Source organism: Zymobacter palmae (assembly GCF_003610015.1).
GTDB classification, from domain to species: Bacteria; Pseudomonadota; Gammaproteobacteria; order Pseudomonadales; family Halomonadaceae; genus Zymobacter; species Zymobacter palmae.
On sequence record NZ_AP018933.1, the window covers coordinates 1,473,954 to 1,486,919 of the forward strand.

A 12,966-nucleotide genomic window follows, 5' to 3' on the forward strand; every position below is an offset into this window, starting at 1 on the left:
TACGTCGGGCATTGTACATTTTGTGTTTGTTGAAGGGCATCAATTGGGTGAAAATCCGTGGCATTGTAATCTGGATCGAAACGAGCGGCACGGCCACCCACGTAGATCGCCGTTATGTATCATCATGGCATGTTGAGTCCGTTTTGGTAATCAGGAACTGTCTATGCTGCAGATCAACACCGCTAAGCTATATGCAACAGGGATTGGAAGAACCAACCAGCTTCGCGGTGTGCTTTACACAAATTTAAAGCTGCCTTGGTGCGATGACATTGTCACGAAAGTCGGGACGCTGCGCAGCACCGATGGCGGGAAAGGTAGCCAAGCTCTTGTCTATGAGCTGGAAGAGCATATGGAGCAGGGCGAGGATGCGCCGGGTATTTTGGTGTCCCACACCGTCCAGCCTTACATCTAGGATTTTTCAGCCGTGGCCTCTTTTGCACTCGACGCGATCGTTACGCCCGATCCCGAATTGACGGCTCAATTAACCAATGGATCGCCCGGGTTGAGCTCCTACTACCCTCCTTCTCAGTTCCTCAGACGTTGCTTCGACTCTGAGCTCTACATCAAGGAATCAGACGCTCAGAAGCTGATCGATTTTTGTGAATAACTGGTTGGCTTGGAGCGCCGCCTTTATCGTGCTATTAGGGCTATCAAGACCTATGTATCCGGCATCCATCGCATTCGAGACGACCTGGGGCTTGCCTACTCTCTTTCGATGATCCGCTACTGTGGCAAGGTCATGCCAGCATGATTGACGAAGTGGCAGCGGCGGGCTGTACGCCTGATGCCGTAGTGTTGTCGAGGGATTGGTACGTCAGCAGTGGCATGATGTACCGGTCATAGCGGTAGAAACCGAGGGAGCCGCATCGTTCAGTGCTGCGCTCCGCGCTGGAAAGACAGTCGAGCTGGAAGCGATTAATACAGTGGCATCGTCGTTGGGAGCCAAGCGCGTCTGTGAACAGGCACTGGCCTGTGCTCGACAGCACCCCATCACCAGTGTGCAGGTGAGCAAAGAGGGCCTTTGCTGGGCCCTCTTTTTTATGGATTGCAGACAGACTCTCCGTCTGCTCGCTATGACACCGCGTAGGGGCTAGCGTTTCTTACCGAAGAAGCTGCGACGGCTGGTTGATCCCGATGACTTGCTGGTACTGCTACTACTGAATCGACTTCCCCCGCTGGAAGAGCTGCTTCCCCAGCCCTGTCGGGCCGCTGTCGAGCTACCGGTATTACCACGCGATAGCGCGCCTGAAGCAGCATGCTGCTGATCATCGTTGTTGGCTGCGCCCTGTCGCAGCGTATTTCCGAGAGTTGAGTTCTGACGTGAAGCAGCAGTAGGCGCTGTGGAGGTTGGGCGCGTTGAGCCAGAACTGCTTCTGCCATTGTCATACGCGGGTGTCGGCGGGGCGCCGTAGCGGTAATCCGCACTATTATAGCTACCGTTACTGCCGTAACTGCTGGCAGATGGTGTTGTCGCCGTGGGTTGTGGTGCAGGCGCTTTATGGGAAGCGCCTGATTGAAGTGCCGTAGCGACGGCTGCTCCTGCCAACGCAGGCGCGACCATTGAGCTCAATCCGCTCTCGGAGGGCGTTGCTGCCGCTGGGTACGTTGACGCCGCCGGAGAGGACGCTTCGGGGACGGGCTGAGTGGTAGCAATAGCCTCATGCTTCACCGGTTCGATCAATGGCAGTGCGGCGTCTCTGTCGCCGAACAGAGGCATGGATTTGGCTATAGAAAATGCAGCGGGTGCTTCCTGAATCAGTGCTTTTGCCAGTTGGCGTGAAGTGTCACGGGCTGGCGTATTTTGCTGGGTCACTTCTTTCTGAGCCTGCCCCACGACCGTGGCGGGCAGTGTCCCTTGAAGCGTCAACTGCATACCGATGATTATCGGCACCCACCTGGATGACGTATTCATCTCACACACGGTCTGGGCATGCTGCGTTTCGCATTGCTGGCGTGATGCATATTGCGGTGGGTGGGCTCTAGCCTCTTCGTATGCGGAAGTATAGGCGCGTACGCATTGCGTGGAGGCACCGTTCCCAAGAATCTCCATGCACTCTAGTGTCGTCCGCATCGGCAGATCAAGTGTCAGACGAACCTGTTCCCCATCAGAGCCATCGCCGCTGGGTGCCGCCATGGCATGAGGTGCTCCGGCAAGCAAGGCCGTAATGGCCAATGCAATGGTCTGATGGCGGCCCGAATGAAGCGATCGTGTCATGGTATATCCCTGATGAGTATGTGCTTGAAGTGCCATTATAACGGCTGATCATAGATGAAATGCGGCAGAAAGCGGCTGGAATCCCGTGTAATCAAGCTGTTATCTTCGCGAATACTGATCCCCGCGGCACGATCCCCAACCACCCATGACCCGATCAAGGTATAGCTGTCACCAAAGCGTGGTAGCGGGGCCAGTTCTTGCAGAATCCACGCGGAATCGGTGTAAGGCCCTTCTGCGGCAACGCACACACCATCGCTTGTCTGAAGCGTGACATTTGCTCCCTCACGGGAAAGATAAGGCTTGCGTACCCACCCTGCCGGAACCGGTGACTCCGGCGAGCCATCGGTATATGACGGTAGCAGGTTGGGATGGTTGGGGGCCATTTCCCAGAGAATCGGCAATATGCCTTTGTTAGAAAGGATCGCTTTCCAAGCAGGTTCGAAGAATTGTGTATTGGAAGCAGGCACTGCCTTGCCAAACGGTTCGGCAAAGATGAACTCCCACGGGTGAAGCTTGAACAACCGTTTGATGGGGTGCTCATCAAGATCGACAAAGACACCTTCTGCTGTCAGCCCGATATCTTCCACGTCGATATGGCGGGTCTGGATACCCACTTGCTCTGCCATCCGACGTAGGAATTCAGTAGTGCCACGATCTTCGGCTGACGTACCGATAGCCGCAAAATAAAAAGGCACTTGCCTGTTGGGTAGTTCTGCAAAGCGTTCTGCCAAGTATTGTGCTACGAGGTTAAACTGGTCGGCATCGTTGGGCAGCGCGCCCTGTGCGATGCGTTGTTCCAGCCAGACAAGCTGAAAGGCGGCGCTTTCCAGCAGGCTGGTCGGGGTGTCGTAGTTCAGTTCCAGTAGCTTGGGGGCCTGCGTGCCATCGAAGGAAAAGTCCATGCGGCCATACAAGTGAGGGTCGTGCCTAGCCCATGAGGCTTTAATCATGCTGTGAAAGCGAGCAGGAATCTGAAGTTGTTCCAGCAGATGATCGCTGTTCACAACCCGCTCGACTGCGGCAAGGCATACGTCATGGATGGACTGCGTTGCGGTATCAAGCACGTCGATCTGGGCATTGCTGAAGCGGTAACAGGCCCGCTCATCCCAATAACGTTCACCGTCAATCGTATGGAAATCGAAGCCCATAGCATGGGCCGTCTGTTGCCAATCAGGTCTCTCTTCTAATGTGATGCGCTGCATAGTTTTCTTCTCCTGCCTGTTGCTGCGTGCAGGCACTCCCCCATGAGATCGTGAGCGCGCTGAAAGAGATTGGCGTCCTCACGATGCTTTTCTTAGCTGCCGTGGCTGCTGCTGTGACCACTCCATCCTCCGCGTGCGGAAGATTGGCTGCCGAAGCCGCCCCGCGATGTGGAGGAGGACGCGGCATGACGACTCAGCCCTGAGCTTGAAGATGAAGAACGCAGGGACTGGCCTAGCGTGCTGGGGCGATGGTAGTAATCGTTGCCATAGCGCTGCGACTGTCGAGACTGCGAATAGTGCTGCCCGCGTTCAACCTGCTCTCCCAGCGTTGATGAACGCATACCACCACCATAACGAGAGGCGGAATAGCTGCTACCACTGTAACTGTTGCCGGTCGATGTATTCGGCTGGGGCTGCACGGCAGGGTCGCGGACCAGATACGTGGGTTGAGCCGGCCCATACAGCAGCGAACCTTGCATGCCACTCTTCAGCAGATAGCCCAGCAGGATACCTTCCAGCAGTTGGTTATCGTTCGCGTGTCCGGATGCAGCGGCTTCCTGTTTAGCCTGATTGACCTGTGCTTCGCTCAGCTCGCCTTCCACATTCAGGGTGAAACCGTTCATCCGAGGACGCCAAAGGGTCTGTTCCTCTAGCGTCGGCGCTACCGTCTTCGCCACGCAGTAATCGGGAACGAAATCGTCCTCGCACGCCTGCTTGGAGTCGTATTCAGGCGTGGTGCGCTCATAGTCGTTGCGTGCGCTAATGAACGCGCTGGCACAGACATTCGCTGAAAATCCAGCCTGAGCGCACTCCGCTACTGATGGAAAGCTCATCGTCTTGCTGAGCGTATAGGTATCCGGGGCCGAGCCACCGCAGCCTGCCAGCATTAATGGCAGTGTGCCGGCCAGAACCAGCCCCACCTGACTTCTTCTTCTCATTGCATTCAATCCCTGTGGTCGGCGTCTATTCATCGGTTGAAGAGCCACCGACCAATATCATGTTCAATACGCTGGCGTCATGCAGGCCGCGTTTAGCATGCCAACGCTCACGGAAACGGCGGCCATATAGATACCGGCGGCCACTTCATCACGTTCAATGCGTGCCGACAGTGTCTTCATCGTGAGAGACGTTACGATAAAGGACAGCAACTGGACTACCAAGGCCACGGTTGCCCAGATGGCAAAATCCATGAGCGAGGTGGCATGGGCAATGACGTTGCTGACCGGCAACGCGAAACCGATCAACGTACCACCCAATGCAATGGCGGCAGCCAGATTGCCCTGACGGATAAGCTTGAATTCGTGATGCGGCGTGATGAGGGTGTAGATGATTTGGAAAACGATGAAGAACGCAATGGCGCTCCCCATGTACGCCATGAAAGAAGGAAGGCCGGCCAGTGATCCACTGAACGTCATGTTGGTGTTCCCCTATTAAGAAGTGTCTGGATGGCAGTGCCATGCCAACGAGGATAGCGATTGCCGCGTGCGACACGGCAAGCTCTTCATTCCCGAATCAGATGACCTGAATGTCGCTGGGCATCAGCGTGACGCCGCGAGAGGTCGTGATACTGATGTTGCCGTCAGCGTCTTCTTCCACCGAAAACAGCAGGAATTCGCGGCGATCCGTAAGGTCGATGTCGCGCGCATACAGCATGCTGAGGTGATTGATTTTATAGTGTTCTTCCGGACTACGCACCTGCTCGGCCAACGGTACAAGCTCCGTCTGCCCTTCTTCTGAGCCCCACTGACGATAGAACGTGCAGCCATCATATTCGTATTCGGGAAGTCCGATATCGCTCTGCGGCCCCGCCAAGCGTTTGAGTTCGGTTTCACTGGTAACGGATAGGCTTTCTTCGTACACGAACAGAATCAGATCTTCGCCCTGCGCATCGCGTTGGCCATGCGAGAGCACCTGCAGCCAGTAATCCTCATCATCAAAATAGAAGCGGTGAAGATAGGTGGACTGACCGAGGTCGATGATGCCTACGCTCCACACAGACTCTTGCGTAAACGGTTCGATCGGCGAGTGGTCGCGCAGCAGCAGTGGCAGTACGCTGTCGATTACGACTGTCGCTCCGGATTTCAGTTGAAACGGCGTAACGGTATCGGACGCTTCATCCGTGCGCTGACGACTTTCCCACAGGTTCTTGATAGTACCAAACAAACGAGACATGGGGCCTCACGACTCATCGGGTAGATGTACGATACCGCCGTGCCTAATGAAAGCGCACGGCGGTCATGAAATGCATTGATATCCGCCAGTCACTGCTGACGGATAAGGCTCAGCTTACTCGCTGTCGGCGTTGCGCGACGCCTTGAGGCGTTCCAGTACGGCACTAGCGGAGTTTGCCTGCGGAGTGATGCCAGCATCGCGCAGTTTCTGCTCGAGGTCGCTGCCCGTACGCTCAGAATCCAGTGCTTCCTGTGCTTCGAACTGTGCCTGCTGCTGCTGCTGGCGTTCCTTGAGACGCTCCAGTGTAGATGCTGCGTTACCGACATTGCCTTGGGCACCGGTAGCAGCGCTCTGGGCTTTGGACTGTGCCTTCTGCACGCTGTCGCGAGCCTTGACGATATCCGCTTGATGGCGCAGTTCGCGAATCTGTTGTTCCGCTTTGCTGATGCTCTGGCGCATGTTGTCTACGCTAGAGGCAAATTCAGTCGCCAGCTGTTGTTCGGCATCGTGCTGAGTGGACAGATGGGCGATAGCTTCAGCGACCTCGGTTGCCAGATCTTCACGACCTGCATCCAAGGCTTTCATCGCTTTGCTTTCCAGATCCGCGATCTTGGCCGCCATTTCATCGCATTTCTGCGTTGCGACCTTGTGCTGACCCATGATGCGAACCAGTTCCTGACGTGCTTGAGCCAGTGCGCTTTCAGCGTCACGGATTTCCTGATCCAGAATACGGAGGGCCTGTGTATCGACGATGGCTTCCCCTACTTCCGTTGCGCCGCCGCGAATGGCCGTCAGCAATTTTTTCCAGATACTCATATATCATTCATCCTGTCGTTATAGGTGGCCCACGATCGGAACCGATCCCTGCCAAAGGCATATAGTGTCGCTTTTTTAAGGACATAGGAGCAACTTTCTTTTCCCATAGTCCTGATCATGACATCACGTTGACCTACTGATCGCAAGATGATGTCGTCTTGCTGTACGCGTTTGTACGTTTTTCGCTAGCCCAATGCCGAGATAGCGAGACGCAGCAAGGCCAGCCCTGTTGCTACCAGACCACCAACCACGGCACCGTTGACGCGAATCCACTGCATTTCTTGCCCGACCTTATCCTCGATCTGCTTAACCATTTGATCGGTCGACATGCGTGCCGGTGATAGGGATTCTCGAACGATATTGCCAACCACGTGAGGATAGCGTTCCAGCAGGCCAACACACTGAATTCGCAGATACTCATCCCAGAACTGGCGGCGTGCGGGTTCGACCAGCAAGAGCCGGACCTGATGCGATACAAAAGCATGGATCGTTTTCTGAAGGTGCATGTCGTTCGTCATCAGCGATGACAGTTCGTTCTGAATGCGATGGGCCATCTGCTCGGCCGTATCGGCATGAGTCAGTACCGGCAGTACCCGCTGCCAAATCGTTTCAACCAATTGGGCCGACTGTCCATTGTGATCAGCCTTGCGGACGGCAAGAAACAGCTGACGGCGAACGATACGGCGCGTGGGGTGATGAGGATCTTCGGCCATATCCAGCAGTTGCTGCTGCAACCCTGTTAGTGCCTTTTCCAGCAGATAGCGCAGTTTATCGGCATCGTCGTCTCCTTTGAGGAAACGTTTGCCGATCCACAGCCGCGTACGTGCCCAGGTACTGCTTGTTGCCGAGAGTTGGAGCTGGTTTGCCAGTGAGGTGCTGACGCTGGCCATAATGCGCGGGTGTCTCTGAAGCATCTCGATCAGGCAGGCCATCCGTTGATACAGCTGATCTTCCATGCCCGGATGACGCAGCATGCGCAGCAGCCAAGGCGTCAATTTTTTCGGCAACGGGCAGCGATGTAGCGTGCGTTGCCAGAAACGGCACAGCATCAGGGTCACGCTAGAATGCGTGACATGGTGAGCTAGAAAGGACAATCCTCGTTGAGAGAAGGTTTCCAGACGGGTCATCCCACCTTGCTTGGCAAACAGGTAGCCTGCCAGCAGATCACAGAACGACACACGGTCAAGCCAAGTACGGATGGCCGCCGGTGACAGCCAGCGGTTCTGTACCATATCCGCGATACCTTCCGTCATCGACGCGCGTTTGCGTGCCAGTAGGTGGGTATGACGAGCCAGAAGAGGAATGGGGATGTAATGGAAGATCGCGGTGACCGCGAACCAGTCGGCCAAACTGCCCACCAGTGCACCTTCAAAAAAGGCACGGACTAGCGTCAACAGATCCTCGGGAAGTAAGCGAAAGTGCGAGGCGACCTCGGCCAGCACAAAGCCAACAAGGGAACAGCAAAGCGCAACGCCTCCACGGTGACGTGCAAGCCATGAACCGGTGGGCTTTGGGTTCGAATGCGGCATGTAAGGATCTCTCCTGAACAGAAACATGTAATACAAACAAAGGGAAAGGCGAGGCAGTACACACCGTTATCGGCATGAACCCTGTGACCTTTCCCTTTCCATTGCATAATACTATGTTTCTGCCGCTAGCCTATCCTAGCATTGCGTTCACGGCATCCTTTAGCAGCAGAACGTTGAGTACGATAATGACAAGGGCGATAAGCCATGCCACGGTGCGCATTCGCCAGCCAATGACAAACGGCCCCATTTCCTTGCGGTTCGATACAAACCATAGCAGAGGAATCACCGCAAAGGGTAACTGCAGTGATAGGATAACTTGGCTAAAGATCAGCAAGCGCCCTGCTCCTTGCTCACCGTACAGTGCGATCACGATCAACACGGGGATGATGGCCAGAGCTCGCGTCAGCAGTCGACGCAGTACCGGGGACATCCGCAGATTAAGAAACCCTTCCATCACGACCTGACCCGCCAGTGTCGCTGTGATGGTCGAGTTCAGCCCCGATGCCAGCAAGGCGATACCGAACAACGTGGCGGCACCGGTAGCGCCGACCAGCGGTGAGATCAGTTCATAGGCCTGCTCGATTTCCGTTACCACATTGCCAGAGCGGAAGAAGACAGCTGCCGCCAAAATCAGAATGCCCGCATTGACGAACAGTGCCATGATCAGCGACAGCGTACTGTCGAGCGATGCCCAACGGATGGCTTCGCGCCGCCCTTCTTCGGTGCGCTCGAAGGCACGCGTCTTGACCAGTGCCGAGTGCAGATACAGGTTATGCGGCATGACTGTCGCACCGATGATTCCGATAGCGATATAGAGCATGTCCGATTGAGTGATGATGCGCTGGTCCGGCATTAAGAACCCGTGAGCGATCGCTGCAAATGACGGCTGAGCCAGTGCCAACTCGATGGTAAAGCAGGCAAAGATGATGATCAGCATTGCCCCGACGAAGGCTTCTAACCAGCGGAACCCAAGGCGGATCAGCATCAGCAGCAACAGCGTGTCGAGAATGGTTAGGACTGCTCCCATCCAGATTGGTAGACCAAACAGCAGCTTGATGGCGACAGCAGTCCCAATGACTTCTGCAAGGTCGCACGCGATGATCGCCAGCTCGCAGAGAAGCCAGAGCGCGATATTGATCGGTCGGCTGCAATGGCGTCGACAGGACTGAGCTAAGTCTCGGTCAGTAGCAATACCTAATCGAGCGCACAGTGACTGCAGTACGATAGCCATCAGGCTGGAAAGCAGCACAATAAACAGCAAGGTGTATCCAAAGCGCGAACCACCCTCCAGCGATGTCGCCCAGTTACCCGGGTCCATATACCCTACCGATACCATCAGTCCGGGACCGATGAAAGCGAGAAAGCGTCGTGCCTTACCCGCCCCTTGTGGTAGTGAAATCTGAGAGGCGGCCAGCTCATCGTAGTGTTTAGTGCGAGAGGATTGACTCACAATAGGCCTCTATGTAGTTGGTATTCAAAGAAATTTACCCAAAAGGTTACCTAAATCTTGTTTTGAAACGACAAGATCAAAGTTTTACCTCGGTTAAATTATAGGTTGGATGAGCACGTTGCAAGAGAGAACAGCGAGAAAATATCTATTCAATTGGTAGGGATAACTAATGAACTATGAGCTAGTGGTATTGGGGTTTTTATTTTGAATGGAAGATAACGGTATATTTATATAAAGAATCACGGTGACACGTGCAAAGAAAAAGGCGACCTCTGTTAAGGAGGTCGCCTTTCACGGACATCGTCAATCACTACGAGTAGTAAGCGTTGCTGGTATCCGTGTGGTCAGTAACGTCACGTACGCCCTTAAGTTCAGGAATACGCTCAAGCAACGTACGCTCTACCCCATCCTTGAGGGTCAAGTCGACAGCGGAGCACCCTTGGCACCCACCACCGAACTGCAAAATAGCGATGTTGTCTTCTGTGACTTCAACCAGCTTGATTTCGCCGCCGTGAGACGCAAGTCCTGGGTTGATCTCAGCATACAACGTGTAGTTGATGCGATCCGCCAGCGGACTGTCCGCGCTAACCTTCGGCATCTTAGCGTTGGGGGCCTTAATGGTGAGCTGTCCGCCCATGCGATCGGCGCTGAAATCGACTTCAGCCTCTTCAAGGAACGAAGCACTGTTGGCCTCGATATAGAGCGGAAACGGGCCAAGGTCGAACTTCAGATCCCCTGCTTCTTCTTCATTCGGGCGGCAGTATGCCAGACAGGTCTCGGCGCGCGGGGTACCCGGTTGGGTCACAAACACGCGAACGCCGATGCCTTCGACTTCCTGTCGCGCCAGCAGCTCGGCGAGGTAGTCGCGAGCCGCATCGGAAATAGCTATCGGGTTGTGCGGCGCTGTCTGGACGGCCGTGGATGACGTCATGAACGTTCTCCGACTTAGTTAGGCTGTTATGCACATGGTACGCCATCCGACGCTGAATACAAAGTCCTACAAAAATAGTCGGAAAAGCGATTTAACCCTAACAGCATGGTGTAGGAAGAGACCTTACTCTCGCACTGAAAGTGCTGGGTGAAAGTCTACAGAAAATGAGGGTAACACGCTGAAAAAACAATGGATGGTATGCATTAGTGCCGAACAATAAATAGGGCGCAGGTATCTTAGTGCACCATTATGTGACAAAGCACCACGCTGACGAACGTCGAAGTAGCTGCCATAAATAAGGTAGCCGCATATTCATCGCAGCACGCGGTCAGGGAGCGGAATGGCCACTGTTGATATTAGCGCGAGGCTAATGTCTTGCGGATTGAAACAGTCGATGCCTGAGTCCGCTCCCTTTTTATTCACGTTATTCATGCCATCAAAAGCCCTTGCGTGATGGACGCATGGCATCGCGCAAATGGCCTTTTTTATTCGCATTCAGGGCCTGCCGGTTTTTTGCCAAGAATCAGACTTTACCGCATGGAACATACGCGCCAGCGTCCTTCCCTAAGCCAAGCACCCTTTCCGCCTTAACGAAACCCGCCAGCACACATCGCCAGACATCTCACACGGCCACAACAAGCGAATTCATGACAAAAATATCCGCTTGCCACGGACCTCTGACTCTCATCGTTCGCGGCGTACGGCATGGGGGATAGCGGGAAAATTGCCGCGTATCATCGGTGACTTACTCGCCCGAGGGTTTATCAGGCAAAGGCGCTTTACGGATATACCGTATTCAGGGCCCTTGCCTGTCTCGCCGATCACTTGATCAGGCTAAGGAATTCCTGGCGGGTACGATGGTTTTCACGGAAGCCACCGCGCATCACAGAGGTGGTCATGCTGGAATTCTGTTTCTGCACGCCGCGCATCATCATGCACATATGGCGAGCTTCAATCACGACGGCGACCCCTTTGGCGCCCGTCACCTCTTCAACAGCCTGAGCGATCTGCAGCGTCAACTGTTCCTGAATCTGCAGACGGCGCGCGTACATATCGACGATACGTGCAAACTTAGACAGCCCCAACACCTTGCCGTTAGGCAGATAGGCAATATGGCAGCGCCCGATAAACGGCAGAATATGGTGCTCGCACAGTGAGTAAAGCTCAATGTCTTTGACCAGCACCATTTCATCGCTTTCGCTGGTAAAGACCGCGCCATTAACGACCTCTTCGAGCGACAAGCCATAGCCGTGGGTCAGGAACTGCATCGCCTTGGCAGCACGTGAGGGAGTATCTACCAGCCCTTCGCGCTCCACATCTTCACCCAGCAGGGTAATGACGTCGCGGTAGTAGTCGGTGAGCGCATCTGTCGTGGTCTTGTTGTCTGTATCACTCATGAGAATCTTGTCTGCTCCCAAACGGAATCATCGGCCAGAAGGTTGAAGGCCGGGAAGTATACCGCACTCATCTCGGTGAGCGCAGTGTCAAGCCAGTTGAAGAGGTGATGCAAGCACCTGGGCCTGCCCTTCCAATATGCGAAGGTGCTCGTCCCAGAAGCCACTCTGTTTGATATCAGGAAAGGCGACAGGAAATGCAGGGTCGCTCCAGCGCGCAAGCAGCCACGCGGCATGACGCATGATACGCAATGTTGCCAGTGGTTCGATCAGCACCAGCTGACGACGATCGAAGTCATGCCACGATTCGTAGCCTTCAATCAGCTCGGACAGCTGCTGACGGCGCTCGTCTTCACGATCCCCGCTCAGGAACATCCAGAGATCCTGAACCGCAGGTGCGGTCAGACAGTCATCGAAATCCACCAGCGCAAAGCCGTGTTCGGCGTCGCCGAGCACATTGCCGATATGGCAATCGCCATGAACAGGATGGCAGACCATCTCCTGCTGCGGAAGTGCGTCGAATGCACGTAACAGAGAATCTGTCACACGCTGATAGGCCTCACGCTGGAACGTAGACAACGGTGCCGATGCCAACACGGTATCGCGCGCCTGTCGCGCCATAGCGCCCCATTCCAGCTGCGGACGATTAGGCAACGTGCAGCGCTGCGCAACACTGTGCAGTTTGCCGATCAGCTCACCCAGCGCAAAGAGATCATCCGGTGTATCCAGTGATGGTGCTCTACCGGCAATATGCTGGAAGATGGCTAAGCGATACCCATCGACCCGATGCAACGTCTGCCCATCATCGTCGTGCCACAGCGTACCGACGGCGACATCTTCCTCCGCCAAAGCGGTGATAAAGCGATGTTCGTCCAGAATAGCCGCATCGCTCCAACGCTCAGGGCGGTAAAATTTGGCTACCCAACGCTGTCCGTCATCGTCGCGAAACAGGTACACGCGATTTTCGTAGCTGTTCAAGGCAAACGGTTCAGATTGAAGATAGAACCCGAGCGACTCAATCGCACTCGCTACGCGGTCGGGTGAAAGGTGGGCAAAGGGTGCAGTGGTTTCGGGCATGAACACGCTCTCTGGGTAGCCAGCCACAATGAGTGGACCTGATGACTCAAGCATACCTGTTCCCTCTATCAATAGCACGGTCAGGGCGGAGCCAGTGGCTTTGTGCAGCGAGTAGGGAAAAAACGCCCTCGCTCAGCATTAGCTTTCGATAAGCAAAGCTCAAGGAGTACGCTTGGCCTC

At 54.9% G+C, this 12,966-nt stretch carries 12 protein-coding genes; 1 reads left to right on the forward strand and 11 read right to left on the reverse strand.

The genetic code is table 11. The features are described 5' to 3' along the window. Positions 1-163 precede the first annotated feature (163 nt). The gene (locus ZBT109_RS06590) at positions 164-412 is read left to right on the forward strand and encodes a hypothetical protein (RefSeq protein WP_027705716.1); all 249 of its coding nucleotides are present in this window, start codon (positions 164-166) and stop codon (positions 410-412) included. Positions 413-1,090: 678 nt separating this feature from the next. On the opposite strand, the gene ZBT109_RS06600 is transcribed toward ZBT109_RS06590, so the two are convergent. The 11 genes from ZBT109_RS06600 to ZBT109_RS06650 form a co-directional block, all read right to left on the reverse strand. Beyond that, positions 1,091-2,215, reverse strand: coding sequence for a DUF1190 domain-containing protein (locus ZBT109_RS06600; RefSeq protein ID WP_169734018.1), 1,125 nt, complete (start codon positions 2,213-2,215; stop codon positions 1,091-1,093). A 35-nt stretch (positions 2,216-2,250) separates the two neighbouring features. Then, a complete protein-coding gene (locus ZBT109_RS06605) occupies positions 2,251-3,417 on the reverse strand; it encodes a glutathionylspermidine synthase family protein (protein ID WP_027705718.1) in 1,167 nt (388 codons plus the stop codon). A gap of 92 nt (positions 3,418-3,509) precedes the next feature. Further along, a complete protein-coding gene (locus ZBT109_RS06610) occupies positions 3,510-4,355 on the reverse strand; it encodes a DUF1190 domain-containing protein (RefSeq protein ID WP_169734019.1) in 846 nt (281 codons plus the stop codon). Between the two features lie 63 nt (positions 4,356-4,418). Then, positions 4,419-4,832, reverse strand: coding sequence for a DUF350 domain-containing protein (locus ZBT109_RS06615; RefSeq protein WP_038278908.1), 414 nt, complete (start codon positions 4,830-4,832; stop codon positions 4,419-4,421). A gap of 97 nt (positions 4,833-4,929) precedes the next feature. After that, positions 4,930-5,589, reverse strand: a complete 660-nt coding sequence (locus ZBT109_RS06620) for a DUF2491 family protein (RefSeq protein WP_027705721.1) — start codon at positions 5,587-5,589, stop codon at positions 4,930-4,932. Positions 5,590-5,703: 114 nt separating this feature from the next. Then, a complete protein-coding gene (locus ZBT109_RS06625; protein ID WP_027705722.1) occupies positions 5,704-6,405 on the reverse strand; it encodes a PspA/IM30 family protein in 702 nt (233 codons plus the stop codon). Positions 6,406-6,590: 185 nt separating this feature from the next. After that, a complete protein-coding gene (locus tag ZBT109_RS06630) occupies positions 6,591-7,934 on the reverse strand; it encodes a DUF445 domain-containing protein (protein WP_027705723.1) in 1,344 nt (447 codons plus the stop codon). A gap of 130 nt (positions 7,935-8,064) precedes the next feature. Further along, positions 8,065-9,384 (reverse strand): Nramp family divalent metal transporter, encoded by a 1,320-nt coding sequence (locus ZBT109_RS06635; RefSeq protein ID WP_197714376.1) that lies wholly within the window; start codon positions 9,382-9,384, stop codon positions 8,065-8,067. A 310-nt stretch (positions 9,385-9,694) separates the two neighbouring features. After that, on the reverse strand, positions 9,695-10,315 hold the full coding sequence (nfuA, locus tag ZBT109_RS06640) for a Fe-S biogenesis protein NfuA (RefSeq protein ID WP_027705724.1): 621 nt from the start codon (positions 10,313-10,315) through the stop codon (positions 9,695-9,697). A gap of 821 nt (positions 10,316-11,136) precedes the next feature. Further along, on the reverse strand, positions 11,137-11,712 hold the full coding sequence (gene folE / locus ZBT109_RS06645; protein WP_027705725.1) for a GTP cyclohydrolase I FolE: 576 nt from the start codon (positions 11,710-11,712) through the stop codon (positions 11,137-11,139). 87 nt (positions 11,713-11,799) lie between these two features. After that, a complete protein-coding gene (locus ZBT109_RS06650) occupies positions 11,800-12,786 on the reverse strand; it encodes a serine/threonine protein kinase (protein ID WP_027705726.1) in 987 nt (328 codons plus the stop codon). Between the last annotated feature and the right edge of the window lie 180 nt (positions 12,787-12,966).

Bases quoted from the DNA above. Each gene is read 5' to 3' on its own strand.
- ZBT109_RS06590 (WP_027705716.1), top strand. From the start codon at position 164: ATGCTGCAGATCAACACCGCTAAGCTATATGCAACAGGGATTGGAAGA.
- ZBT109_RS06600 (WP_169734018.1), bottom strand. From the start codon at position 2,215: ATGACACGATCGCTTCATTCGGGCCGCCATCAGACCATTGCATTGGCC.
- ZBT109_RS06605 (WP_027705718.1), bottom strand. From the start codon at position 3,417: ATGCAGCGCATCACATTAGAAGAGAGACCTGATTGGCAACAGACGGCC.
- ZBT109_RS06610 (WP_169734019.1), bottom strand. From the start codon at position 4,355: ATGAGAAGAAGAAGTCAGGTGGGGCTGGTTCTGGCCGGCACACTGCCA.
- ZBT109_RS06615 (WP_038278908.1), bottom strand. From the start codon at position 4,832: ATGACGTTCAGTGGATCACTGGCCGGCCTTCCTTCTTTCATGGCGTAC.
- ZBT109_RS06620 (WP_027705721.1), bottom strand. From the start codon at position 5,589: ATGTCTCGTTTGTTTGGTACTATCAAGAACCTGTGGGAAAGTCGTCAG.
- ZBT109_RS06625 (WP_027705722.1), bottom strand. From the start codon at position 6,405: ATGAGTATCTGGAAAAAATTGCTGACGGCCATTCGCGGCGGCGCAACG.
- ZBT109_RS06630 (WP_027705723.1), bottom strand. From the start codon at position 7,934: ATGCCGCATTCGAACCCAAAGCCCACCGGTTCATGGCTTGCACGTCAC.
- nfuA (WP_027705724.1), bottom strand. From the start codon at position 10,315: ATGACGTCATCCACGGCCGTCCAGACAGCGCCGCACAACCCGATAGCT.
- folE (WP_027705725.1), bottom strand. From the start codon at position 11,712: ATGAGTGATACAGACAACAAGACCACGACAGATGCGCTCACCGACTAC.
- ZBT109_RS06650 (WP_027705726.1), bottom strand. From the start codon at position 12,786: ATGCCCGAAACCACTGCACCCTTTGCCCACCTTTCACCCGACCGCGTA.